General features: G+C 40.9%; 40 protein-coding genes, 4 tRNA genes and 2 other RNA genes. 9 read left to right on the forward strand and 37 right to left on the reverse strand.

What is annotated here, in order from left to right; genetic code table 11:
- Positions 1-674: 674 nt before the first annotated feature.
- The 28 genes from B5F53_RS11965 to B5F53_RS20970 all read right to left on the reverse strand — a co-directional run bounded on the left by B5F53_RS11965 (position 675) and on the right by B5F53_RS20970 (position 13,227).
- Positions 675-749: transfer RNA gene (locus B5F53_RS11965), tRNA-Phe, on the reverse strand.
- Positions 750-834: 85 nt separating this feature from the next.
- A tRNA-Ile gene (locus B5F53_RS11970) sits at positions 835-908 on the reverse strand.
- A 301-nt stretch (positions 909-1,209) separates the two neighbouring features.
- Positions 1,210-1,301: transfer RNA gene (locus tag B5F53_RS11975), tRNA-Gln, on the reverse strand.
- Positions 1,302-1,782: 481 nt separating this feature from the next.
- Complete coding sequence (locus B5F53_RS11980) at positions 1,783-2,181, reverse strand: hypothetical protein (protein WP_140398245.1); 399 nt, start codon at positions 2,179-2,181, stop codon at positions 1,783-1,785.
- Positions 2,171-2,416 carry a hypothetical protein gene (locus tag B5F53_RS11985; protein WP_087223724.1) on the reverse strand — a complete coding sequence of 82 codons (246 nt, stop codon included), beginning with the start codon at positions 2,414-2,416 and terminating at the stop codon, positions 2,171-2,173. Before B5F53_RS11985 ends, B5F53_RS11980 begins: the two co-directional genes overlap by 11 nt.
- 346 nt (positions 2,417-2,762) lie before the next feature.
- Complete coding sequence (locus B5F53_RS11990) at positions 2,763-3,044, reverse strand: hypothetical protein (RefSeq protein WP_087223726.1); 282 nt, start codon at positions 3,042-3,044, stop codon at positions 2,763-2,765.
- Positions 3,045-3,335, reverse strand: a complete 291-nt coding sequence (locus B5F53_RS11995) for a hypothetical protein (protein WP_087223728.1) — start codon at positions 3,333-3,335, stop codon at positions 3,045-3,047.
- 17 nt (positions 3,336-3,352) lie between these two features.
- Entirely contained in the window at positions 3,353-3,691 is a 339-nt protein-coding gene (locus B5F53_RS12000) for a hypothetical protein (RefSeq protein ID WP_087223730.1), read from the reverse strand.
- A 393-nt stretch (positions 3,692-4,084) separates the two neighbouring features.
- Positions 4,085-4,360: a hypothetical protein gene (locus B5F53_RS12010; protein WP_087223735.1), complete on the reverse strand. Its 276-nt coding sequence runs from the start codon at positions 4,358-4,360 to the stop codon at positions 4,085-4,087.
- Positions 4,361-4,364: 4 nt separating this feature from the next.
- A complete protein-coding gene (locus B5F53_RS12015) occupies positions 4,365-4,631 on the reverse strand; it encodes a hypothetical protein (RefSeq protein WP_087223737.1) in 267 nt (88 codons plus the stop codon).
- Positions 4,632-4,635: 4 nt separating this feature from the next.
- Positions 4,636-5,238: a 3'-5' exoribonuclease gene (locus B5F53_RS12020; protein WP_087223739.1), complete on the reverse strand. Its 603-nt coding sequence runs from the start codon at positions 5,236-5,238 to the stop codon at positions 4,636-4,638.
- Positions 5,239-5,418: 180 nt separating this feature from the next.
- Complete coding sequence (locus B5F53_RS12025; RefSeq protein ID WP_087223741.1) at positions 5,419-5,811, reverse strand: hypothetical protein; 393 nt, start codon at positions 5,809-5,811, stop codon at positions 5,419-5,421.
- Positions 5,808-5,981: a hypothetical protein gene (locus B5F53_RS19900; protein WP_162610595.1), complete on the reverse strand. Its 174-nt coding sequence runs from the start codon at positions 5,979-5,981 to the stop codon at positions 5,808-5,810. The genes B5F53_RS12025 and B5F53_RS19900 overlap by 4 nt, the downstream gene beginning before the upstream one ends.
- Positions 5,965-6,297 carry a hypothetical protein gene (locus tag B5F53_RS12030; protein ID WP_087223745.1) on the reverse strand — a complete coding sequence of 111 codons (333 nt, stop codon included), beginning with the start codon at positions 6,295-6,297 and terminating at the stop codon, positions 5,965-5,967. Before B5F53_RS12030 ends, B5F53_RS19900 begins: the two co-directional genes overlap by 17 nt.
- A gap of 4 nt (positions 6,298-6,301) precedes the next feature.
- Positions 6,302-6,550 carry a hypothetical protein gene (locus tag B5F53_RS12035; RefSeq protein WP_087223747.1) on the reverse strand — a complete coding sequence of 83 codons (249 nt, stop codon included), beginning with the start codon at positions 6,548-6,550 and terminating at the stop codon, positions 6,302-6,304.
- Complete coding sequence (locus B5F53_RS12040) at positions 6,547-6,819, reverse strand: hypothetical protein (protein ID WP_087223749.1); 273 nt, start codon at positions 6,817-6,819, stop codon at positions 6,547-6,549. The genes B5F53_RS12035 and B5F53_RS12040 overlap by 4 nt, the downstream gene beginning before the upstream one ends.
- The gene (locus B5F53_RS12045; RefSeq protein WP_087223751.1) at positions 6,809-6,991 is read right to left on the reverse strand and encodes a hypothetical protein; all 183 of its coding nucleotides are present in this window, start codon (positions 6,989-6,991) and stop codon (positions 6,809-6,811) included. The genes B5F53_RS12040 and B5F53_RS12045 overlap by 11 nt, the downstream gene beginning before the upstream one ends.
- Position 6,992: 1 nt before the next feature.
- Positions 6,993-7,256 carry a hypothetical protein gene (locus tag B5F53_RS12050; protein ID WP_162610596.1) on the reverse strand — a complete coding sequence of 88 codons (264 nt, stop codon included), beginning with the start codon at positions 7,254-7,256 and terminating at the stop codon, positions 6,993-6,995.
- Positions 7,231-7,467: a hypothetical protein gene (locus B5F53_RS12055; RefSeq protein WP_087223755.1), complete on the reverse strand. Its 237-nt coding sequence runs from the start codon at positions 7,465-7,467 to the stop codon at positions 7,231-7,233. The genes B5F53_RS12050 and B5F53_RS12055 overlap by 26 nt, the downstream gene beginning before the upstream one ends.
- A gap of 46 nt (positions 7,468-7,513) precedes the next feature.
- Complete coding sequence (locus tag B5F53_RS12060) at positions 7,514-7,900, reverse strand: hypothetical protein (protein WP_140398246.1); 387 nt, start codon at positions 7,898-7,900, stop codon at positions 7,514-7,516.
- Positions 7,901-7,911: 11 nt separating this feature from the next.
- Positions 7,912-9,366: a DUF2828 family protein gene (locus B5F53_RS12065; protein ID WP_087223759.1), complete on the reverse strand. Its 1,455-nt coding sequence runs from the start codon at positions 9,364-9,366 to the stop codon at positions 7,912-7,914.
- A 334-nt stretch (positions 9,367-9,700) separates the two neighbouring features.
- A tRNA-Asn gene (locus B5F53_RS12070) sits at positions 9,701-9,773 on the reverse strand.
- A 351-nt stretch (positions 9,774-10,124) separates the two neighbouring features.
- The gene (locus B5F53_RS12075) at positions 10,125-10,445 is read right to left on the reverse strand and encodes a hypothetical protein (RefSeq protein ID WP_087223761.1); all 321 of its coding nucleotides are present in this window, start codon (positions 10,443-10,445) and stop codon (positions 10,125-10,127) included.
- An 8-nt stretch (positions 10,446-10,453) separates the two neighbouring features.
- The gene (locus B5F53_RS19645) at positions 10,454-10,921 is read right to left on the reverse strand and encodes a DUF5662 family protein (RefSeq protein ID WP_140398247.1); all 468 of its coding nucleotides are present in this window, start codon (positions 10,919-10,921) and stop codon (positions 10,454-10,456) included.
- A gap of 323 nt (positions 10,922-11,244) precedes the next feature.
- Positions 11,245-11,892 carry a hypothetical protein gene (locus tag B5F53_RS12085; protein ID WP_087223765.1) on the reverse strand — a complete coding sequence of 216 codons (648 nt, stop codon included), beginning with the start codon at positions 11,890-11,892 and terminating at the stop codon, positions 11,245-11,247.
- A gap of 519 nt (positions 11,893-12,411) precedes the next feature.
- The gene (locus B5F53_RS12090) at positions 12,412-12,609 is read right to left on the reverse strand and encodes a hypothetical protein (protein WP_087223767.1); all 198 of its coding nucleotides are present in this window, start codon (positions 12,607-12,609) and stop codon (positions 12,412-12,414) included.
- Positions 12,610-12,732: 123 nt separating this feature from the next.
- Complete coding sequence (locus B5F53_RS19905; RefSeq protein WP_162610592.1) at positions 12,733-12,888, reverse strand: hypothetical protein; 156 nt, start codon at positions 12,886-12,888, stop codon at positions 12,733-12,735.
- A gap of 108 nt (positions 12,889-12,996) precedes the next feature.
- Positions 12,997-13,227, reverse strand: a complete 231-nt coding sequence (locus B5F53_RS20970) for a helix-turn-helix domain-containing protein (RefSeq protein WP_087223769.1) — start codon at positions 13,225-13,227, stop codon at positions 12,997-12,999.
- A 266-nt stretch (positions 13,228-13,493) separates the two neighbouring features.
- On the opposite strand from B5F53_RS20970, the gene B5F53_RS12100 reads away from it, so the two are divergent.
- Positions 13,494-13,865: a hypothetical protein gene (locus B5F53_RS12100; RefSeq protein ID WP_087223771.1), complete on the forward strand. Its 372-nt coding sequence runs from the start codon at positions 13,494-13,496 to the stop codon at positions 13,863-13,865.
- Between the two features lie 48 nt (positions 13,866-13,913).
- Here the strand turns inward: B5F53_RS12100 and B5F53_RS12105 are convergent, their stop codons facing one another.
- From B5F53_RS12105 to B5F53_RS12115, 3 genes are read right to left on the reverse strand one after another with little or no spacing between them, the layout of a single operon-like run.
- Complete coding sequence (locus B5F53_RS12105) at positions 13,914-14,168, reverse strand: type II toxin-antitoxin system RelE family toxin (protein ID WP_087223773.1); 255 nt, start codon at positions 14,166-14,168, stop codon at positions 13,914-13,916.
- Positions 14,149-14,382 (reverse strand): hypothetical protein, encoded by a 234-nt coding sequence (locus B5F53_RS12110; RefSeq protein ID WP_087223775.1) that lies wholly within the window; start codon positions 14,380-14,382, stop codon positions 14,149-14,151. Before B5F53_RS12110 ends, B5F53_RS12105 begins: the two co-directional genes overlap by 20 nt.
- A complete protein-coding gene (locus B5F53_RS12115; RefSeq protein WP_087223777.1) occupies positions 14,375-14,563 on the reverse strand; it encodes a hypothetical protein in 189 nt (62 codons plus the stop codon). The genes B5F53_RS12110 and B5F53_RS12115 overlap by 8 nt, the downstream gene beginning before the upstream one ends.
- A 224-nt stretch (positions 14,564-14,787) precedes the next feature.
- Here B5F53_RS12115 and B5F53_RS12120 point away from each other — a divergent pair, with 224 nt between their 5' ends.
- From B5F53_RS12120 to B5F53_RS19920, 8 genes are all read left to right on the forward strand, one after another.
- Positions 14,788-15,276, forward strand: a complete 489-nt coding sequence (locus B5F53_RS12120) for a hypothetical protein (RefSeq protein ID WP_087223779.1) — start codon at positions 14,788-14,790, stop codon at positions 15,274-15,276.
- Positions 15,275-15,341, forward strand: an RNA gene (locus tag B5F53_RS12125) — hammerhead ribozyme type II. The genes B5F53_RS12120 and B5F53_RS12125 overlap by 2 nt, the downstream gene beginning before the upstream one ends.
- 13 nt (positions 15,342-15,354) lie before the next feature.
- A complete protein-coding gene (locus B5F53_RS19910) occupies positions 15,355-15,507 on the forward strand; it encodes a hypothetical protein (protein ID WP_162610598.1) in 153 nt (50 codons plus the stop codon).
- Between the two features lie 156 nt (positions 15,508-15,663).
- On the forward strand, positions 15,664-15,849 hold the full coding sequence (locus B5F53_RS12130) for a hypothetical protein (RefSeq protein ID WP_087223781.1): 186 nt from the start codon (positions 15,664-15,666) through the stop codon (positions 15,847-15,849).
- Between the two features lie 214 nt (positions 15,850-16,063).
- On the forward strand, positions 16,064-16,378 hold the full coding sequence (locus tag B5F53_RS12135; RefSeq protein ID WP_087223783.1) for a hypothetical protein: 315 nt from the start codon (positions 16,064-16,066) through the stop codon (positions 16,376-16,378).
- 92 nt (positions 16,379-16,470) lie between these two features.
- Positions 16,471-16,686 (forward strand): hypothetical protein, encoded by a 216-nt coding sequence (locus tag B5F53_RS12140; RefSeq protein WP_087223785.1) that lies wholly within the window; start codon positions 16,471-16,473, stop codon positions 16,684-16,686.
- Between the two features lie 87 nt (positions 16,687-16,773).
- Positions 16,774-16,947 (forward strand): hypothetical protein, encoded by a 174-nt coding sequence (locus B5F53_RS19915; protein WP_162610599.1) that lies wholly within the window; start codon positions 16,774-16,776, stop codon positions 16,945-16,947.
- 54 nt (positions 16,948-17,001) lie between these two features.
- Entirely contained in the window at positions 17,002-17,175 is a 174-nt protein-coding gene (locus B5F53_RS19920) for a hypothetical protein (RefSeq protein WP_162610600.1), read from the forward strand.
- Between the two features lie 679 nt (positions 17,176-17,854).
- Here B5F53_RS19920 and B5F53_RS12145 read toward each other — a convergent pair.
- The 6 genes from B5F53_RS12145 to B5F53_RS12170 form a co-directional block, all read right to left on the reverse strand.
- Positions 17,855-18,508, reverse strand: coding sequence for a DUF4417 domain-containing protein (locus B5F53_RS12145; RefSeq protein WP_162610601.1), 654 nt, complete (start codon positions 18,506-18,508; stop codon positions 17,855-17,857).
- A 193-nt stretch (positions 18,509-18,701) separates the two neighbouring features.
- Positions 18,702-19,050: a transfer-messenger RNA gene (gene ssrA, locus B5F53_RS12150) on the reverse strand.
- A gap of 48 nt (positions 19,051-19,098) precedes the next feature.
- Complete coding sequence (locus B5F53_RS12155) at positions 19,099-20,106, reverse strand: hypothetical protein (RefSeq protein WP_087223789.1); 1,008 nt, start codon at positions 20,104-20,106, stop codon at positions 19,099-19,101.
- 19 nt (positions 20,107-20,125) lie between these two features.
- Positions 20,126-21,133, reverse strand: a complete 1,008-nt coding sequence (locus tag B5F53_RS12160; protein WP_087223922.1) for an aldo/keto reductase — start codon at positions 21,131-21,133, stop codon at positions 20,126-20,128.
- 19 nt (positions 21,134-21,152) lie between these two features.
- A complete protein-coding gene (locus B5F53_RS12165; RefSeq protein WP_087223791.1) occupies positions 21,153-21,992 on the reverse strand; it encodes a hypothetical protein in 840 nt (279 codons plus the stop codon).
- A gap of 15 nt (positions 21,993-22,007) precedes the next feature.
- Positions 22,008-23,066, reverse strand: coding sequence for a DUF6077 domain-containing protein (locus B5F53_RS12170; protein WP_087223793.1), 1,059 nt, complete (start codon positions 23,064-23,066; stop codon positions 22,008-22,010).
- Positions 23,067-23,151: the final 85 nt, after the last annotated feature.

Raw genomic sequence — 23,151 nt, forward strand, 5'->3', positions numbered from 1 at the left:
CACACGTCTCAGCTACGATAGGCAAACAGCCTTATGCGTCCATAAGGTGGTAGCACGTTTTGTCTGTTTGCGTTGACTTTTCTACGTCTGCCACTTCCGTCACTATCCTTTCACTTTCGTATGCCCATTTTATGTCCACAAGGGCTGCGTGGGGCTAATCAATATCGGGTATTCACCCACCATGTAAGGCCACTCACCTGGTTTCAATATTGATAGCATACTATTGCGAACTTGCCGTATGCCAGGGCGCCTCCTTTAATTTCTCCTCGTCTCAAGAGATGGGATATGCCGCAAGGACATACCTGCGGATAGAGGACTGCGATATAAGTCCGGCGTCCCGCAAATCACAAGCCGTTTATCTTGTGACTGATGCCATATGTTTGACACGACTTATACATCGACTTACGTCCTTTTACCACGCCCCAGATTACCCGCCAGTCCGTGGCCACACTCGCGGAACGATTTAAGGAAATCGAAAACCATAAACCAGTAATCGCAATACGAAAACTGGATTCCTTTTCTGCACATGGCAGATAGGTAATTTCCCCTATAAAACCACTTTGCCAAAACACTTCCGGGAATCTTCCAGAATCACCGACTACTGCTCTTATCTCTCTGGAAAAGTTTTTTCACAGGACTTTCTAGCAGGTTGTTCCATCCTGTTCAGTGGAAAGTGGGACGAGAAGGCGTAGAACCTTCACCCTCTGGATTTTCAGTCCAGCGCTGCAGACCGCATAAGCTATCGTCCCATCGCGATGGCGCAATTCTTAGATACCCCATTCGCTCCATACCCACCCTGCGCCCGCCGAGTAATGAGCCCCTGGATAAATGAAATGGATTCTCTGGGACTCGAACCCAGGAACTTTCGGTTATGAGCCGAATGCTGTAACCATCTCAGCTAAGAATCCATAAACGGGGTTGCCCCCGTTACCACATTGTTTATCGTGCTGCTTCTGGCACTATGAAGTTTTCTCCTTATCGGATGAAGATTAATAACGTCCTTACTTACAACTTCTTACGAGTATGCGGTCATCACACCATCCCATGAAGCATACCAGTTCAGGCTCGGTTTAGTCACTCCGGCAAGCGTCGCAAAGAATTACCGCGGCTTCTCTGCAAAACCACCCGGGGCATTTGACGCCCCTTTCATCACAGCCTTACGCCGTAGGTGGTGAAAGGATGTTTCTATGCCAAAAATCAGAAAACCAACTGGGCTAGTGGGATTCGAACCCACGAACAATCAACACAGATTGTTTATGCCGGAGTCAAAGTCCGGTGCCTTACCGCTTGGCGACAGCCCATTAATAGCGGCGATATCAACGGTATTCATTGACACCGCCGCCAAATAATTATAAGTTTTTGCATTATACAAAATTTTCTGCCCATCCAGACTTCTGCAAGGTTTGGGGTTTAAGATATATCACAATATTTCCTTGTTTCTTTCCGAATGAGCTACATCTACACTGGATGCCTCGACCGATCCGCTTCAAAGGCAACCCCAAGCCGTTTAGAAACAGACGGTGGTTCTGTTTTTATAAATTCAACCAATTCAGCAGGAAGGCGAATTATCCGCCAACAAGGGCCGAACTGGAGAATTTCAAAAATGAATATCAGCAACTTTACCTCCACATCAAAAACATGCTTGCTATGTATCCAAATAACATTAGCGAAAATCCTGCGACAGAGAATTTATCTTTTTTGAAATCTATATTCCGCATAAAAAAGCAGATACATAAACACATCACAAAATCAATGAACATTACAAAATATCTGAACCACATATCAATCCTCCCCGATAATGCGTTTTAGCATCAACTCTGCTAATCTTTCCAAGTCTTCTTTCTTTTCATCATAAGAATTACATACCCAATCATTCTTCTCCCACTTTTCTGATTCTTGTATCACGCTTTTCATGCTTTCTAAAAATCCATTATATAAATCCCCATGCTTCAGAAGTTCTTCCCGTAGGATTTTGCAGGATTCCTCCACAACCTCCGGAAAATAATTAAAATAAACTTCTGAGATTCCCTCATAAACAATCCTGCTCACGATTCCAATATCAATTCGAGGAAATCCGTTTGGTTCAATGGTTAAATCAATGCCATTTACTCCCTTTATTTCTTCTCCGTCCTTAAAAACTATAGGTTTATACGGATTTTCCTTATCCTGTTCAATCTTCACGTTTGCTATCATTTTTCTCCGCTCCCTCCTCCATCGACTGTAAGCGCACTATGTATTTGAACATTCCACTGATTGACTTCCACCATGTAAAAGAGAAGATAACCAAAACTACGAAACAATATATATCTGGCTCAGTTATAAAAAGAGTGAAAGCGCTGCCTGCAAGCCCCATTGAGAAAATGCACATAACCATATATAAGATTCCATAAATTCTATACTTGGTTTTCGCTTTCATCTAAACCCTCCCGAAATCCATACTCATTGATTCTTCCATCCACGAACCGGATATTATGCGGTTCTACCTCGTGCATAGTACCATCCTCATATTCCACAAGACCAAAAGTAGCTGAAATCTGACCACCCGAATGTCCGCCACACAATGTAGATTCCCCAACCACTTCCGATTTGTGCGACCAACAATGAAATAGGGCTTTAACGTCTTTCCTCTGGCTCTGCGATTTCTTGATATGCTTTGCAGAATCCTCTGTCAACATGATGCCGGGTCTTCAATACTTCCCGAACATGCACAATACACGGCCTGTAATCAATTCCAATTTCGATTCTTCCATCAAGTCCTGCCATTATGCTTCTTCAACCTCTCCAAAAATTCTTATATATTCATCGACATAGTATCTTCCCAACATATCCTTCAAATAATCTTCCGTAATTATTTTTATTTCAACATACGATGTTCCAACATCTCCGTTTACACAGATTCCACTCATTTTTTTTGCCGAAAAATAACTTCCCTTTTTTGTTTTAAATATTGTTTCATCCGAAAAGTCTAAAATCACTTCTGCCCTTGCTGTATCATATAGTTTCTCGTTTAAAATTTCTTTATGATGTTTCTTTATCTCACCCATTCATTTTCCTCTCATAAATCTATCAAAATCCTTCCTGCATTTACTGCACAAATTAATTTCTTTTCTTGATGTTTTATATTTGATACAAATATCTGCAGAAAGAACTTTGGCATTACCCTCAATTTCTTTTATTTCTTGTTCTATGAATGGAACTAATCCTCCTGAAGTCACGTAATCAATGCTACATATTTTTCTTGGTAAGAAAAATACTGAATTTCTGGCCTTTTTTGGAGTCATATCAATTTCGTCCCCACATCTATCACAAGTTATCCATTTCCTTTCATGTATCATTCTGCTCTGCCCCTACATTATTTTTCTCCTTTATACGGAAGTCCGAAGTCTTCTTTGCTCGCCACCATATCGTCAATATAAATATCTGCCGCCACTTTTCTTGGATTTAACCCAAACAATTTCATATGTGTAAGATTATCATTTACAGCATCAAAAGTCAGTCCATATGACTCGCAATACTCTACCGCCTGCTTTAACCTCGAACCTTCACGACATGTCCATAAAATAATTTTGTCTCCCGCTTTTTTCCGATCAATTAGGTAATTTATCAATTTCATGTTGGGGGAATATATCTTACTGACATCAGTATCAGCGAGAGTACCATCAAAATCTACTGCTATGGTTTTTAGAAACATTTTATTTTCCTTTCCTGTGCAACCACCTGCGACCCACATTGCGGGCAATCGTAGCAGTCGTAGATTGTCTCTTCTTTCTTTCCGTTTACAGATTGGTTAATTCCTCCAGATATACTACAATCCCTTCCTATATAGTGCCTGCCCTGAACCGCCGGAAACTCTGTTCCACAGATTTTACATTTTAACATTTCAATCCACCAACTTTCTCCCACACATGGGGCAATAATTAATTTTACGAAAGGAAATCCCACTCCATAATTCGTATTGTCCATGTTTGTATCTGATATGCACAGCTTCGCTTAATTCTCCATCGGGAGATTCCGACCATATCAAATACTCATTATCATCTCTGACCTTCTTGCAATACTCACACATTCCCAATCTCCTTCCAGATCACCTCAAAAGAAGTATCAAATCCTCTCCACTCACCCACGCCAAAGTATTTCCGGCATCTAAAAATGTTATTTCATACTCATCTCTATCTTCATGTAAAACGCCTAACGCTTTATCCATGTGTTCCTTATAGGTTTTGCTTATATATGCCTTACGGTTGAAATAAGTGTCGTCTATGTATGGCTCAAAAGACGTTCTATCAGGATAAATACATAGCTTCTGTTTAATCTCAAATTTCTTGCATAAGACAACATCACCTTTTTGAAATTTTCTCATTTTCTCAATCTTCTTTTTCGTCTGATTGTCTTTCAAAAACAGTTTTACAAGAATCAATCCAAACAGGAGGTTGCGTTGAACCACTTAAAACGGACAGCCATACCTTTCCAAATAGCAACGCCGCAATCCGTTCTTTCCACCCAAGCTTCCAACAACTGATGCATTGCTCACCATCTGAATACACCCATAGAGAGCTGCACTCTTCATCTGCCATACTTGATGGTTTCAGTAAGTTTTTATTTGCTTCTTCAAATTTAATTGGTTTTACCATTCTCTTACCTCACAATTTCTTGATAAATTGCCCGGATAACCTCTGCGTCATAAAGCGAATTGTGCTTGTCCCCGGTCACAATGTCCTCTGGTCTGCATAAGTCATTCATAATCTGTTCCCGACTCATGCCAAATGCTTCATGGTCTGACATATGGAAGTGCTGCGCTATATCCATGTTTAAATCATGGCACACCGCCGAAATATTCCTCGGCAGGTCAAGCGCTGTACCACCATTTGTCAGCAGGTCAACCAGGAGAACGAAATCGTAATGGCATACATCGGAAACAAACTGGATTGTGTCGAAATCTTCAAGCCATATTTTCAAATTATCGGAAATAAACCTCTCATTTCCATAAACATTAAAGATGCCGTCTTCGATAATTTCGCCATTTATCTCTAACTCGTCAGCCCACGCACCGAGTCCCCTGTTTTTCAGGGACATATGTTTTATTACATTTTCCTTTATCCACTTATCACACTGGCTTTCGTTATAGTCCGTAAACTCCGCATAGAATCTCTTCCCATCCTCAGATACAATGCCGAGGCTGATGGGAGTAGTGTTCTGCCGCAAGCCAGTAAATTCCATATCAAAAAACAGCAAACTCATACTTCATTGAACCTCACATTTCCACACTTTTTGCATCGTTTCATAACAATAAATCCTCTGTCAGTTTTTACAGAACGTATTCTTTCGTAATCGTGACGGCAGAAAAGCCGTTTAAAGAACTTTCTCATTTTTCAATCTTCTTTCAAATCCCCAGTATAACTTCTACGTTGTAAAAAAAAATTATGCTTGTCCCCGGTTGCGAGAAAAATCAAGCCATTCTTTACCGCCATCGCTCGTCACTCTCAAAGTGCCTCCGCCCATTTCCATTTCCCACACAATAAGTGATTCTTCTAACCTTGGCTTGTCATGTGTATAAACAACGGTATCATTCACTCCTCTGTGAATTGTCGTTTTATATACCTCTTTAAGAAAATCTAAGGTATCCAGGGTTACTTCTGATTGTTTTTTATTTTCCCCAGAAATCTTTGACCGGATAATCTTTGCGCTACGTTCTTCTCCAGATTCCTCATAAGCCTCTGCTATGAAATTAGCATATGATAGAAACTTTTCTTCGTCATGCTCCATATGCGCTTCTATCAATTTTCCAATCGTGACGGCTGTAATACATTTCATTTCAATACGCTCCTTAAATACTCAATATCCCGGTTGAAATCCGCAATATCCTGTTCCTGCACTTCTTTCGACTTGTCGTTCCATAACTCGCGACCGGCGCGCTGGCCGTAAAAGAATTGCCATTTGTCCAGAATATCCAAAGCTTTGTTAATATCATTCTCCGGTAACAATTTTCAAAAGCTCCTCTTCGTCCTTAATCTGCTTTGAACCATGTTTTATTCTTGAAATACACCTCTTGTGCCATCCAGACCAATCCCATTTTGCTTCTCCCATGAAGATGTAACAATCAAAAGGATGTCGTTGGTATAATTCTGAATGATTAGATGTCGCTGAAGCAAAAACCATAAGCGCAGTTCCTGCTTTCAGTGTCCTTCTGTATTTGTCAATCTGAAAATCTAAGCCGTTTCCATGCAATAAATCACAGATTTGCTCCATCCACTGAATAGCTTCTTTTAATGTATCTGACGCAAAAAGAATTTTTGTCATGTAGTTAAAGTTCCTCCAACTGCTTTTCCAGTTCCTTAATCCGACCTGATATGTAGTCACCAATCATATCGATAATATTCTTGCTGTCTGAAATATCCAAGTGTGATATATGTGTTTCAACTATATCCGAATCTTTTTTCAATTCATATTCAACACATGAAATAATCCCGACATTGACACTTTTTTGAAAATCCTTATATTTTTGTATTTTTTCTAAAATCTTATTTCCAATCTCCAACTGTTCAATCGTCATATTCGCTCATCTCCTATAAGCTCTTTCAGAAACACTTTGTCCTCTGGTGTTTCTGCTATCAAGAAAATTCCTGTTTGCATTGAAAATATGTTTGCTAAATCTTTCTCAATGAGTTTTACTGTTGGATTATTATAATAACTTTCCCTAGCCTTTTTCTCCCCGACTATTTTCGCAAGGTCAGCATAATACATTTCCATCTTAGCAAGTATTTCTTGACACTTCTCAATCTTCAATTTGTCTGTTTCGGAAAATACCATCTCAGTCCTCATATTCGTTCAGCTCCTGTTCTGCCGCCAGTTCTCTCTTATCGTTCTTGTGTGTCCGATTCCCTTTGCACCATTCACAGCTTCCATGATTGCGGCAGGTGCAGTCTATTGCTTTTGCTCCACGGTACAGCTTTCGGTGTTCCTTTCCGGACTGGATGGATTTATCAAGACTCAAATTAAACCAATCCTTTCCTGTGGAAATATTCCGTTGCATTTATCATCGACCCATCATTTCGTTTCTCCCATTCCAGTAACTGTTTAACGCCATACTTGCTCCAATGTTCTTTTGGAAATTCTCCATGCCAGTTTCCAAAGTTACATTCTGAACACATTACGGGCTTTTTATCTCTCAAATTCTTCCAATAACCGCCCAACGCTGTATTTTCAATAGATCCGCATTTTTCACAAATGTAACTACTCATCTGGATTCCTTTCTGCACCTACCGGCTCCCTTGGATTTTCTATCGTAACAAGCCTTTGGTAAGGATAAATGTAACGGAATCTTTCTACCACTCCACAATTTTGGCATTTATGCGGATACAGCGGAGGATCGCTCATAAGTGCTCCTCCTATATATTTCATCAATCCACCACATTTATCACACTGCATATTCACTTGAAGAATTTTGGATTCAGCTACTAATTCTGCCATGTCATCACCTCTGCTCTGAATTATTTACTTTTGAGTAAATCATTTATCAAGACTCATTTCTGCCCTCTTTGACCTGTATAGCCGTTCTTCGCGTTATATCAAGAACAAACTGAGCGCCCGTCTTTCCATCATCAATTAAAATAATGTTTTCTTTTTCTCCTTGCGAAAATATAGGGTTTTCTATGTATAGTCTATCGAAAATATATTCCTCGCCGTTTTTGTATACATAAGTTTTGTGTTCGCCAAAATCACAAAAACCATAATGAAGCCTTGAATATCCAGTAACTTTCCCTGGAATATAATTCTTTAAAATTCTTTGTAGCCTTTCGTTTTGCTCAGAAACCGCCTTCATTGATTCCTGCAATGATTTAAGAACTGACGATTTGACTTCTTCTACATCTTCCTTCAGCGCAAACTTCTTTCTCCCAAACATAACTTCGCACCTCAAATCTGAATCGCCTGATAGCGTTCACTGTTCAGTACCGCATACATCATTTCAACCGGGGTCTTGTCCACACATCCGATTAAATTCTTGAATGTGCTTGCGGACTGCCCGGAAACAAGCTGCATGCCTTTACGATTTTTATCTGCCAGGAACACATCATGTCTGCTGTTTACATTCCAGAAAACCACATTCGGAATTCTATATCCATGTTCCTCGTACACTCTGGCAACATAGTCGTAAAAATTCTCTCCATGCTCCTGCTCTGTGCATCTATTGATTTCCATATCAGAAATGATAATGAGCGACTTCGGCATTTCTTCCTGTGTGCAGTGATTTTCAATCGCTACGTCAAGAATCTTTAACAAAGCAGCTTCAAGGTCAGTATCCATACCCCAGTTTGCTTTTTTAATGAAGTTGATTTTCTGGGTAATTGTATTCCCCTTGATTTCCACAAACTCCGGTCTACCCGAAAACGTCATAAACAGATTATGATACGCACCCTTATTTCGTTCTGCGAAATACATCGCCAGTCCAATAGAGGTTGCCATCGGCCTACCGTACATCGAACCAGAAACATCCGCCATAACCACGGCATTCACATCGTCGTCAACATAGTTCGGCAGATTATCCCACTGAGCCTCCAGAACCTTGCTATCTTCCCGGCCGTACAGAATTTTCCCAACAATGTCATACGGATAAAGTGTAGCTGCATTGATTTTCTGCTCTCCGGAGGAAACTTTATTTATGTACTCCGCGAACCGTTCCTGGTCATGACGGGCAAAAGCTTTTCGGTAATTCAGCATCGCCCTGGACGGCACCGCCGGATAATTGATGGTATCCCACTGACGGGCGGACATGCGCTGCTCCACTACATCAATGTGCTTTCTCAGGCGATTGCAAAGCCGCTTGTAGTCATAAACAGACATACCCAGTTTCTTTGCTGTGTAAATTCCCAGTTTCCGAGTGTTCGGACTGGAAGCATCAGCTTTTTTGAGCCATTTTGCAAGAAGGGAACACGGTTTATCATATTCCATTAAAGTTTTATCAACCTTCAATATCTCTTTAACAAGTTCCCACACTTCGCTTTCAAGCGGAGTATCAATAAGCGAATAAGCGTCATCCCAACGTCCGTACTCTGGGATTCGGTCTATATTCTTCTTTAATTCATTCGTGTGTTTTCTCGCAATATACGGAAGAAGAACCCGGAACACACGCCTCTCGCCCAGTCCCCCACGAATATCTCTGGCGTAAAACAGACACCGCATAGCGCCCAGAGGATCTTCCTGGAATGCCAGTTCAAATTTTTTAATAATCTCATCCTCAGGCCGGCTTCTCATGGAGCCGATTGTCGCAAACATATCCAGCAGCGCAGAATCCGTGGTATTCTTCACATCCGCTCCATTCTCTGTTTTTGTCCACTTGCTTTCTTCTCTCATTACATCTGAAAAATTCATAACTTCTCCTTTCATTACGCCATATACGGTCGCCTGTGACGGCGAACACGTTTAGGAATTGAACCCAAAATAGCCATCTTGTACTATTGCTGCAGGCGTGAACACAGGTTTTTAGTTGCTTTACAGTACGCATATTTTGCGGAATCGAACCACATCCTCTTTGTTTTGCAGACAAATTGTTTACCTTTGATGATTGCTGTTGCTGCGTACCACTTAATTTACAGTTCTCAAAATATAAATTCGATTGCCCTACCAACTGGGCGACACTCCATTTCTGAAATGATTGGACTTGAACCAATGACACATCTTAATTTTTGCTGTATGAGAACCAAAGCGGGAACAGAAGGGATTGAACCTTCGACAACATGATTAACAGTCATGCGCTCTCCCAACTGAGCTATGCCCCCAAACATTCCGCCATTTGAAATTTCGTTGCTCTACCCACTGAGCTACAGTCCTTTCCAGAACCGGCAAGACTCGAACTTGCGACACACGGCTTAACATGCATATTTTCATTCTTGCTGTTAGCGGAACTCTTTGTTATTTTCTTTTACATTTCCTGTTTTTCGCTCTTATAATCCCAAATTATACGCTTGTTAAATTGCAGTGCAGGAAACTATGATTCATTACGCCATAGGTCTTATGATTAGCAGTCATATCCAAAATCTGCGGTTGACGTAACTCTTTTTTGTTTTTGAAAAATTTTTAAATTGGAATTTTCGCCCGAATGGGTTTTATCTTTTGTGAAGTGATAAAAATTACTTGTTTGAGTATTTTTCTCGAAGGGATTTTACACTTTCCCTGTTCTGAATAGCCTTTTTAAGTATCGCTATCTGTTCGTCCAAGTCAATAACACACGAACCTACAATTTCGCCGGTTTTTGAGACAATCAGCTTATCACTTAAATCATACAATTTCTTATTACGCATATATTCAAGCCCCATAATAACGATTTTAGAAAACTTGAATATCCGGTTCAACATTTCCAACCGCCACCAGAATATCATCAGTGATATAGCAGCCAATCCTATAACCGCTATTATGTCGAATAAAGTGTTTTTAATTATTTCCATGTCCATAGCTTTTTCTACTTAACCACAGTCATATCATCAACCAGTTTGACCGTATTCTGAAATGCTTTATTTAAAATTTCTGAACTGATTTCCAGTTCCCGAACTTCTCCGCTCCTGGTCTTCCCGGCGCAGACGCAATCAACAATCATCTCGATCACGTCCAGAAGATTTACATCCTCCGGGCATCTGGATAACAAATGATGGCGTTCTTCATTGATGTGGAGCTGATACCATTCTCCGGAAACAAAGTCTGCTCCAACATTTATTGTTGCAAGGAAGTTGTTGTAAAACATCTTTTCATACTTCTTTTTCGTCCAGTCATGCCTTTCGCCATTCCTACTAAGCATACAACAAAGTTGACCCATCACAGCAGCAACATCTGTCATATGACTGCAGTTTGCCTCTTGGAACTGCTCGAAAGTTATACCCTTCGGGGCTGTCCTTGTGTCACCGTTTGGATTTTTGTGTAATTCAATTTGCATGATTCATTACTCCTTTTTTTGTTTTTAAAAAAATTTGAAATGGGTTATGTAAAGGGCTTTTTTATTTTTCGGGTGGTTGGAGAGGTCATTCCGGCTCAGCAAGTACTCCCTGTAGACCCCCGCCACCGTGAACAAGGTACTCTGTAATATCTTTCTCTCTAATTTCTTTCTGCTTTAATCTATACGACAAACTTATGTTTCTCGTATAGATTCATTGATTATTTTATGCATTTTGCTTAATTTATTGCTTTCGTTTTGTACGTATTTTACTTTAATGTGGAATTGTTCTTATTGTTTGTCTTATCTTTATTATTATCTGACTATTACTCATCCGGAAGCTGTCCGATCAGCTCCTCTGTGCTATACTGCAACGCCTCTTGTGCTATCTGATGCACTTCCTCCTTGGTTAGCATGGGCTTGCTCCATGCATCTGCCTGAGCTTGTATCCCCTTTTGCGTAAAGTTAAGTCCCATATCCTCCCAGTTATTAGCAAGACTCTGCTGCCCTATAGCATTATCATGCAAGTCTTTCAGCCCCATTCTTTTGGACGCTTCACGAATTTTTTTGATTATGTCGGAGTGTTTAAAGCTTGCCTCTGGTTCTGCCTCCCTATATTCTCCCTTTTCCCAACTATACAAGGTATCTCTTGCTATACCTGTTAAGGTACAAAAATCCTCTATTATTGGCAATATTTTGTATCTAAAACATAGCTCTATATAAATATCTAAAATATCATGTAATGTATATATATCACTATAATCTAATTTACTGGTTTTATTATTTACCCTTATTGTATCTCTATCAGGTTTAAAGAGATTATTATATATATAATGCCATATACAATATGCATCATTGTCATTTAAATCCCTATTCTCCAATTGCTCTGATAGATTATTGTATTGGCAATAATCTATAAACAGCGTCTCTATTCTGTTTTCGGTAACCTCTTCCCCTGAATATGTTTTAATCATATACACCACACTTTGCTACGTTAATTCGTTATATCAACAATCCTCTGCCCTCTGCAAGTTATCGCAATTCATCCAGTCCGGGCAATCCGCCCTGCTGACACTCGCCTGATTTATCATACATACATTCAAATTCTTTCATTCCTCAAAACCTCCAGAAAGCAAAAAAAGAGCCGGAATAAGCTACCCGTGCCTGTCCTCTCAAGGCTCCGAAGGTGCTTCCTAGCTCTATATGCGACTTTCCCTATTTAATTTTCTTGTACTAAACCATAGCATACTCTTCTTTATCTGTCAATAGTATATATTTTCAATTTATTATATGCTTTATAAGAAAAACAATATAATACATTAAAACAATAGATATATATACAGTAACAGTAAATTAGATACCCTATGGATACGGTATAGATACGGTATGCATACGGTATACATACGGTATAGATACGGTATCTCTTTATTATATCCTCTCTAATCATAAAAAAGACACGGGAACAGAAAATTTGCTCCTGTGTCTTTAATAAATTACAACTCTATACTAAATTCTGATTTTAAAACATCCTCAAAATCTGGATCGAGTTCCAAATACCGCTTTAAAAATTCCTCTGGTTCGCACGGTGCAAGCTCATCATGTACCTGCTCCCGTTTTTCATCATCCATGTAAAGAGCTATATCATTTAAAAATTGTTCCGTTAATTCAAATTCTTCCCCGTGTCTTGTCATAATTTCCACCTTTCCCCGGCTCTGCCGGTCTTGATTTATTTTAACCTCTGTGATATTCTTTCTTTGTCGGGGAGCGGTGGCAAGCCCGCCCTCCCTTGATTCCCTGAGCCGTTAGGCTCTTTTTTAATTGTCTTCGATACCTTTCTGGGTATCGTCGATAAGCTTATCAACCATCCTTTCGGCCTTTTCAGTTTCACCGTTTTTGATAGCTTCCTTCAAGTCTTTCAAGTCCTGCAACAGTCTCCTCAGATAACTTTTAAAAACGCTCATATCTTCCATCTTGCTCTCCTTTCTCCGCTTGCCCGGATATTGTCTTTCGGTTTCCCTCTTGACAATTATATTATAGTCTATTATCGTGTACTTGTCAATAGTCTATTTTCATGTATTTTATTTATTTTTATATTCCATGATCTGCCCAGGCTGACAGTTAAGCAATCTGCATAAATTGCATATAACTTCGCAAGTTACATTTTCGTTCTTTGTCAGCTTCGCAACTGTATTTGAGTGGATTCCGTTATTTTTTAACCATTGCTTATTCAGTTCTTTTTTCTCTATCAAAGCCCACAATTTAGAGAAATCTATATAGCCATTTTCGCCATAATTAGCCACATTCAACACCTTCTTTCTCTATATATGATAATAGATTTTTTTTGTTTCGTCAACGTCTATTTTTATGTACTATTTTTACAAATAACCGGTTCTTATTTTCGTCTATTTTTGTGTATTATCCCAATTGATTTTTCATCTATTATCGTGTATTATATAAACATAAAGAACAGCAAACAAAAAGCCGGAACCGCAAAGCCTGGACAGCACACACGGAACCGGCACCAATCAAAAAAAGAAAGGCACCCTGAGTATAACAGGGTGGAAAGGTAAAAGCAATGAAAATTACATTAAAGAAAATGGGTATGGATTTTATAACCGAAAACGTCTCCGACGTTGGAAATTATCGAGTACGGGCAGAATTTACGGATAAAGACGGGATTGAAGTTGTGGCCGATTTTGGCAGATATGACCGTATGGAAGTATACCAGAAAAAGAACGGGAAAACAGGCTGTAGAATAGCACAAAAGAACGCCCTGCACGTTGACGGAACATACAGAGACGAGGAAGGAACCGGCAGGGACTACGCCTATAGGATCCGGGAAAATGGCTTTGATTTTACAAAATACGATTTCACAATTTCCGGGATTTTGGCATTTTTATCAGATGTAACCGGAGAAAATTATACAGAAATAGAATTTTGCAATTAAACCAAAAAGAAACAGTCAGAACACGAAGTAAGCGGGGAGAAATCCCCGCTAAAGTCTTTTATACACGTCTCCGCGATTGTCTATATTTTCGATGGTTATGACTTTTATACCGTTATCTGTTATATACAATACTCGATAATCTCCCACGCGCAAACGATATTTTTCTTGCCCCTTTAGTTTTTTAATATCAGTTCCATCTGGTAATTTATAGATGGCTTTATACAGTCGCAAACGCTGCGGTTTGGGCTGCTTATCCAGGAATTTTTGAGCCGCCTTTTCAAATTTAATCTTGTAAGTCTGCATAGGTCAGCCCCTCTTTTTTCAGCAATTCGTCAAAGGATATTGTTGTTCCATCATTTTCTTTTTTGGCTTCCTCGATCATTTTTAAATCCCATTTGTCTGGCTCTACCTCTTCAATTTCTGGGATTGTTGCGCCCTCTAATATTCCTAGAATATAGATTATTTTATTTTCCGGTACTTTGTCTAACAATTGATGCGCTCTTTCTCTATTACTCATTTTTTAACGCCTCTCTTTCTATTTTTTCATTTACCGCAGAAATAATAAAACTATTCAGACTTTCCGCCCCAGTAGACAAAATTTTTTCTTTGGTTCCTTTTGGAAATCTGGTCAAAATTTTATCATATCTTTCTTTTTCAAATTTTGCCGTTGCTCTCTTTTGCGCTTCTGATACTGGCATAAAACCACCACCTTTTTATATATCGTATCTATATATTATGATAGCGTTATATCTTCCTTTTGTCAATGATATTTCGCTTATATCGTAGCTTTATACATGTTACACAAATCAATCTATATAGTAGCGTTATAAATTTGTTCACTATTCCATCTTGTTTTATATACCGTAGCGTTATATAATATAACCAAGATAAAGATAACGAACCACTAGAAAGGATGAAAAATATGTGTAAAATAATTCAATTCCCAACAAATAAAATCAGCCACACAAACGGCTACAATAATTTATCTGCACTCTTTGAGGTATGCGACAGTATGGAAATTTGTAATGTATATCTGGAGACAATCGAAAATCTGTACAACAACGGAAACATTACAGAAACCGAGATGTACACGCTCCGCCGGATTGGCAGACAGAAACGTTTAAAACTGGCAGAGCCTTCAAAACAGAAACCGCAGAAAGCAGACAAGCCCGGTACTTACCTTTACACCCCGGAAATGGGACAGGAAAAACCGGAAGGATGTAAGATCGAAGCCGGCCTTTGTTATTACGGCAGTCACTACTGGCTAAAAACTTCCCTTGAATTAAAAGGGCGCGGGATAACAGAAAATGAACCTACAAGGGACGGCATAAAAAACTATACAGTAACAAAAAGAGCTTTTGAAAAACTGAGAACGCAATACGCAATCAGTTATGAAAGCTGCTTAGATTAGCCGAAACGGGGAACTTACCCCGTCCGCTGCGGGATCGCCTCCCGGCGCTGATGAGGCAGGCGAGAAAGGGAAAACAATATGTTAAATGAAATTTATAAAAATCTTTTAAAACTGGAGCGACTGGAAGAAATCGCAAATCATGCTGAAGCAGATTATGTGCGAGAGCCAGGAAACGCCGAATATGAAGCTACATTGACCGAGCGTATAAAAATGAATTTGATGCATTTATGACCGTATCGAAGAAAATAGCGCAGTTTTCCGGAATTGACGAAAAAACAGCACGAGAAATAGTCAAGGGACAACGTGAAAAGCTGATGCAGACATTAACAGCCTAACCGTGGCAGAGGCTATCAGCCATGAGCGATACACAGAAAGGACGATTTTATTATGGAATGGAGAATAAGAAAGAATAGTCGTGGCAAATTTGTGGCAGAAAAGGGAATCAGGCATAATGGCGGCGAACCTTTTCCTGGAATAATAGGGTGTACAATGAAGGCATTTATTGTTTATGAAAGTGCTAATTTTGATACCGAGGAAGAAGCAAAAAGATACATACAGAACAAGAAAATCTGACCGCCGCAGAGGATGCCAGCCCGATCACTACGGGCGGCGGTTTTCGGAGGATTTACCCTTTTCAGACCGCAAAAGGAAAAGGGCGTTGACTGGGAACCGAGAAAGCCAGAACAAGACCGGCGGCGGCAAACCGGCAGAAAAACCGCAAAACATAAACCAGACCGGGGAGCATCGCCCCAGATGCCTTTTATCAAAAATCAGGAGGTAACGAAAAATGAAAACATTAAAAAATCAATTAGTCTATGATAATTGCAGGAATTGCAAAAGCAAATGTGAGCACGCCGGAAAAGATCGAGAATTTATCTGCCGCGGCGGTATTTCTTGCAAGGTAACTTATGCGCCTGAAGACGCAGAAAAGGCCGCGAAAGTTTTTATAGCGGCCATTAAAGAAATAGCAGCAAAACCAGAAAATTTAGAAAACTTAAAAAACTATCTTACTTTTCATTTTGCAGAGTGGTTGAACAAATACGCCGGCACCCCGGAAGGGATGGCCGAAGAAATGACACAATTTGCAAAGATGGATATTTAATTTTACTCTGTGACGGTTAAGCCGTGGGCGGTTCAGTCCGCCGCAGGGATTCCCGGAAAAGCCGGATATTTTAGAAAATGGAGGTAAAGAACATGAAACAGTTATCAGATTGCAAAGAATATTTTAATGATTTGCTTTTTAATTGCCTTGACGCCGGAGCATTCGAAAAAAGTATATTCGACAGCACGGAAAGGGCACAATTTGAAACGCTTTGTGATACTTTAAAATTTGTTTACGGCTCCGCTTTTGAGGCGATCCGCCCAACATGGACGCAAGAAGCATTAAACGAATATTATAGCAATCTTTAGGCACGCTGGAGCCGTTGCGGGGCGTTCGATTCGCCTCGGTGCTTTTTATATCCTAGCCCCCAGGGAAAAAGGGGAGAAAGCGAGAAGATGAAGCAAAAAACATATAACAATGTTTTAAAAGCCGGAAAACTGATACAGAAAAAAGGCTATGACAAAAAGGAAAGCTTAGAAATGGCCGTGAAACTGTTTGACGAATTAGGGTCCTTAAATAATGGAATGTCAATAGAATGGATGATTGACAAATTATCAATAAAGCAATAACTTGCTTTCCCGGCATCACGCCGGGATTGTTTGGCATGGAAGGAGGCGGAACACATGGCAGAATATCCAAAAATCGTATACATCCGGCGCGGGCTGAATGGTTTCCCATATGCCGCATATACGGCAGGCGGGCGATTTATAGCCAATTTCCGACACCTGCGTGACGCCCGGAAACACTGGGAAAAAGAAATAAAATGGGGACTTGTGCGTCTTGTCCGTGATTTGTAGGCGGGGAAAACCTGCATTTTCCCGTGTGCTGGTGCTTCTCGTCCGGTTCGATTCCGGCGGCACGATTTCCGCAAGCGGTTATTTTCTCCTTTAAGGCGTTTTATCTACCCAATGGATAAAAATACGGCTTGCATCGTTAAAACGCCCAGAACGGCAAAATAGGAAGCATGAGCGGCAAAAAATTCTTTACACCTTGACAATTCAAAGTTACGGCATTATGATATAAGCATTTAAAGGCGTTTAAATCCGCTTTTAGAAGACTAGACATAAAATAACGCATGACAGGTATAAAATGGATTTTAGAGCCTGTAAATGATTTGTGTAGTGTACTCCATGTTATATCATATTCAATCACGGGTACGCGCCAAAAACGGTACTAAAACGAGTACAAAAAAATATGCAGAAAAAACAGTCTTATGTATTTGATTTTCACCTATCAATTATGCACAGAAAAAGCCACAGCGTTCAAATCCGCGCCGTAACAATTCACAACTTCTAAAAATTTTCCCATTCAAAAATATGTACATAAAATCCTATAACGTTCAAACTCGCGTAGTGGAATTTGACTTATTCTCTAAAATAATTCCTTCTAAAACCTTCTTTTCGTCCTGTTCCCTATCCTTCTGGCTCTGACGCCGCTTCTTCCTTCTTGCATTCCTCTCTGTACTTGTTCCCATAGCTACTCCTCTCCGAACTTTTCTTTGATTCTCTGATTTCTGGATTTCAGGTTAATAATTTCAATCGGGCTATTCAGTTCATCCGGTATCCTGCCTATAATAACAACTCTTAATGGCTGCAATTTACCGCACATCTGATAGAAGCCCTCACAGAACTCCTCTCTTGCCCTTTTAGAACGTATTCTTCCGTTCGTGCAACAACTTACCACACTGCGCTGTGGAATCCCGTCTAAGAGCCATTCACGCCCTTCATATGGCAAAATATTTACGGACGGTATCACCGTAATTCCATTCAGAGACAAATACCAATCCAGAGCCATGCTGCGGTACTTGTTCCAGTATTGCATCACAAGGGGCATTTGAGTGTCTATGGAAAAGTCCAGTCCACATACAGAATGAAAGCATTTCAGATGTTCCAGATACTTGTCCGGGTTGTTCCACAGCTTTTGGAATTTTTCGTCGTCTATGTAAAAATTCACATTCAGTTTCCGGTGTCCTTTCAGGATACGGCTGAAGGATTCACCAAAATCCACTGTATCTTTAGGGCGAGTGTTTACTGCCGGGAGAATCGGAAATCCCATATCCGTCAGCTCTGCTCCATAGAGCAGGAACTCTTTCATCACATCATTTGATGTGGAATATCTATCATATATCATAAAAAAACCTCCATAAACACAAAAAAACACCGCAAAGTATCCTTGCGATGTCATACGTACAAGATTTCCTCCTTTATGTATTCTTTTTTGTTTTGATTACTTTTCCGCAAAAGGTAATCATAGGTAATCAAAATATTTGATAATCAAAAAACCGTGAAACCTTTGATTCTAAAGGATTTTCACGGTTTAAGAGTAGTGGACCTGGCGGGAATTGAACCCGCGTCCGAAAGCCTCTCCCTTGCGGCATCTCCCATTACAGTCGCTGTTTTAGGATTCCCCCGGCCATACGCCCGGCGACAGGCTTACAGCTTCGGTAGCTTCATCATACATCTACTGGTGCAAAGCTTAACCAGTAAGGTTTCTCACAAGTTCGACGCCAGACACTGAATGTGTGAGTGCACTCAGGCTGACGAGCAGCATTAGGCTGCTAACGCGTAATTTTCGTCTGCGTTTAAATTTAAGTTCCAGATTGATGACGCAGTTCCGGAGTCTGCGAATGGCTTCCTCAACTTCAAAGCCCCCGTCGAAACCAGTACAAGCCCTTACATCTGTCATACTGGTAAAACGAAATACTTCTTATGACTCTCCTATTATAAAAATAATTCGTTCTTCTTGTCAAGGGCTTTCCGCACATAAATTCCATCTCGCCCCAGATACGAAGATTCTCCCAGTTCTTTTTTCAGTTCTTCCAGGTGCTCCTGAATCCAGAAAGGGGATTCCTCCCGTTCAATAAAATTCCTGGGCATTCCGATGCAGATACACCTCTCTGTTTCCTGCAGGCTCTGTCCTTCCAGGAAATAGGGAACCGGAAGGAGCAATTCTACAAAATCAATTCCACACAGCCGGAGGTCTCTCATATTTTCACAATTATAGTATTCCAGAAATAATTCCCGGATACTGCGATAGTACTCCCGGATATAAGCCTCTTTGGAAAAGTCCAGTCCAATATCTCCCTGCCGACTCTCTTTCTGGATTTTGGCATTCAGATAGCCCCTTTCATAATAGGTCATACAGACCGCTTTCAGAACCGGAGATTTCCCATTTACATTTCCGATCTCCCCTGCCTGGCTGCAGCCTTTCTCCATGGCCTCTTTCATATTATTGCTTCTGCCTTTTGCTTCCCAGATACTCCAGGCATCCTGCTCTTTCTGATAGCCTATCAGCTCCTGTCGTTTCTTTTTGCCCGCTGAGTCATAAGCGTTCCCCTGTCCGTCTCTCATGTAATTCAGATGCAGCAGATACTCTGTATCAAAAAGCTTTCTGGTAATCAGAAAAGTAAAAAAGTTTCCCAGATAATAAGAGATCATGCTCTTTTCTGCCGAATCCAGATAGCTGATGCGGGAAGATTTGCGCAGATATTCCCCGTCGGTATCCAGAGCCGCTTCCGCCAGAGCCAGTTTATAGCAAAGCTCTGTTTTCCGTTTCCGTAAAAAAGCCGGAAACAGCAGGGAAATGGGCAGACTGCAGGTGAGAATCCCATGAAGAAGTTCATAATTTGTAAATTCCAGAAGAATGTCCTCTCCAATGAAAGACTCTCCCGCATCCATTTTTTCCACCAGCATTTTGTAAGTTTTTTCTTCCGTTAATGATACCAGCATTCTTCTCTCCTTAAGCAGCTTACTCGCCGAAGTCTTTGGCACATTTTTTCAGCATTTCCCGGATAGGCAGATGGTAAGGACATCTTTCCTCACATTTCCCGCATCCAATACAGGCAGAAGCCTTTACCTTTAAAGCACTGTAACGGTTCTTGGCCCATTCTGCCAGATCGTACCGTTCCAGATACCCGGCAAATAAAAAGGTGTTCGTAATGTCAATTCCCACGGTACATGGGGCGCAGTATCCGCATCTGCGGCAGAAAGAATTCCCCAGTTTTTCCCGGATAGCTGCCATCTCTGCCCTTTCCTCTTCCGTTATCTTGATTGTATTCTGACAGACTTCTAAATTCTGCTCCAGTTCTTCTACCGATCCCATACCCGGAATCGCCACAGTCACGGAAGGATTCGACAAAACATATTTCAGAGCCAGCTTGGGATTTTCGATAGCGCCTCCCGCCAGAGGTTTCATATCGATAAAGCCGATTCCTTTTTCTTCACAGGCTTTCATGAGCGCCTCTCCCTGATTTTCTACAATGTTATACGGGAACATAATCGTTTCTACCCAGTCCAGATCCAAAGCCTTTTCAAAAACTGCAGTGGAATGGGCGGTAAGACCTATATGTCCGATCTTTCCCTGAGCTTTGGCTTCCATCAGCGCCTCCAGCGCTCCGTCTGGCCCGGTCACCTGTTCCAATTGCTCCATGCTGGGATTATGAATCTGATATAAATCAATATAATCGGTTCTCAGGTTTTTCAGACTGATTTCCACATCTTTGGCCATGGCCTCTTTGGTTCTGGCCATACTTTTTGTGGCCAGTACAAACTGATCCCGGATTCCTTCCAGTCCGTATCCCAGATACTCCTCACTCACCGTATAACCTCTGGCTGTATCAATATAATTAATCCCTTCTGCAGCCAGTTTCTCCATGATTTTCTTTGTTTCCTCAGCGTCTGTTCTCTGGATGGGAATTCCTCCGAACCCCATTCTGGAAACTTTTAATCCTGTTTTTCCTAATTCACGATATTCCATCTTCCTCCACCCTTTCTTCTTAAGTTTCACTTTTATAACGATAAATAACGTAATTTCCATTTTCTGCAAACGGTTCGCATCCGGCCGCCTGTAAATACTCATGTTTGGAAAATGCCACAGGAATCACGAGATAGTCTGCTTTTACATAATTTAAAGCCCTCTGAAACGCAGGTATCTCCACTTCCTCCTGAAACATCACCACATCCATAATCCGCTTCTGCAGGCGGTACGCGTCATTTTCTTCTGTATAATGGCCTACCACCGTACTGCCATTACGAAACAGTACAAAGTCCCGGTTCAAACAGAGAATAAGCGAAGCGTCATACTGTCTTGCCAGGGTGTTCATCCCCTGATCAAAAACCACCCGCGGATTTTCTTTCTCCGAATCCTGGTGAATCATCTCACAGGCAAAAATCAAATCATCGGGAACCTTATAAGCATTCTCCGGCAGGTTCTCAACTGCCATTACGCTCTTTAACGGCGTGCCTGTACATACAAGAACCAGAACGATGAGAACCGCCAGAATTCCTTTTAATACCTTATTGGAGACCGCCAATACCAGACGCACACAGTAATAAGCCAGCCCTGCCGCCACGGGCAGAAGCCAGAAGAAGCGATAGTATACAGCCTCAAAATTCAATTTGGGTATTACATATTTTACCAGCAGCGGATTGTATACCGTCAGAAATAAAATCAGCGTATACGCCACAAACACGCGGCCTTCTTTCTCTTTTCTGTAAAAAATACTAAAGAGGATTCCTGCCAGAAAGAAAGCCGGAAACAGGCAGCTTCCCCAATAATTTTTCATACATTCCTGCACAAAGCGCAGACCGAATTCCTGGATGGTCACTCCGGCCAACGGACATCCACCTCCTTATACATAAAGGGTTATCACCCCTGTTTTCATAAGAAAATAACCGACGATTAAAACCAGATTTGGTATCACACTGAACATCAGCCAGCCTATCTGTTTCCACTTTCTGCGGTATAAAATAAAGGGCAGGGTCCCTGCCGCCGCAGCCGCCGGAAAAAACATGGCAGACTGGGAAAAGGCTATGCTTGCCAGATTGCATACAAACAGCAAAAGCCAGATTTTCCTGTCTTCTGCATCCTGGTACAGGCGGATACAGCAATAGAGAATCATTCCTGCCACAAGGTTTGCCAGAATCGCTTTTCCCTCGTAAATTCTGGTAAAAAAGAAAGTACCCGCCGTATAAATGGTATTGCTGAACAACTGAATCAGACAAATCAGACAGACCATTGCGTCCGATGCTTTGGCTTTTTCCTGAAAAAGGGCTTTACCAATCTGATAATAAATCATATTTCCCACGATTACATTCCCTGCAGCCATAATGGTCTTTGCCTGAATCAGCGGATGAATCCCGCTTATACGGCAGATTACCGCATTGTGCAGGGGATAGCAGGAAAACACATACCGGGGATTAAATGTTTCCAGTAAAAATCCACTGTATGGATTGTACCGGCTTAAGGTATCCGTATAAACTGCCGTGGTTGCTTCTCCCACATAATAAGCAGAATCTGCGCTGTAGTCCTGATAGAAAACCACCATCAGGCACTGCAGCCCCACACAGACAAGAACTGCAAAAATCCAAAAGGAATGTTCTCCCCAGACGGCAGAAATCATATGTTTTTTATTTTTCTCTCTGCTCCTCAGACACCACAAGGCAAGAAGCGCTATCGCTGCTGTAACTGCTGCCCAGGCCGCCGCCAGCAAAGTCAGCGAACCGTGAAAAATCTTCATTGGAAATGCAATACATTCAAATAAAGCAAAATAGCCAAAATAGCCCACCGCCACAGATAAGCCAAAGGGATACTTCTTTCTCTTTCCCAGCCGCAGCATGACAATGCCGAAACAGCCGAAAATCAGAATCTGCAGCGCCAACCACAATAAAATCGAAATATAAAGTGACATAAATTCTCCTTTTCAGTACCTTTTTTTCTGTAAGATACCACAACTTATATGATACTTGATATAATTCCATTCCGCAATATATAAA

Source organism: Blautia sp. An249 (assembly GCF_002159835.1).
Taxonomy (GTDB): domain Bacteria; phylum Bacillota; class Clostridia; order Lachnospirales; family Lachnospiraceae; genus Blautia_A; species Blautia_A avistercoris.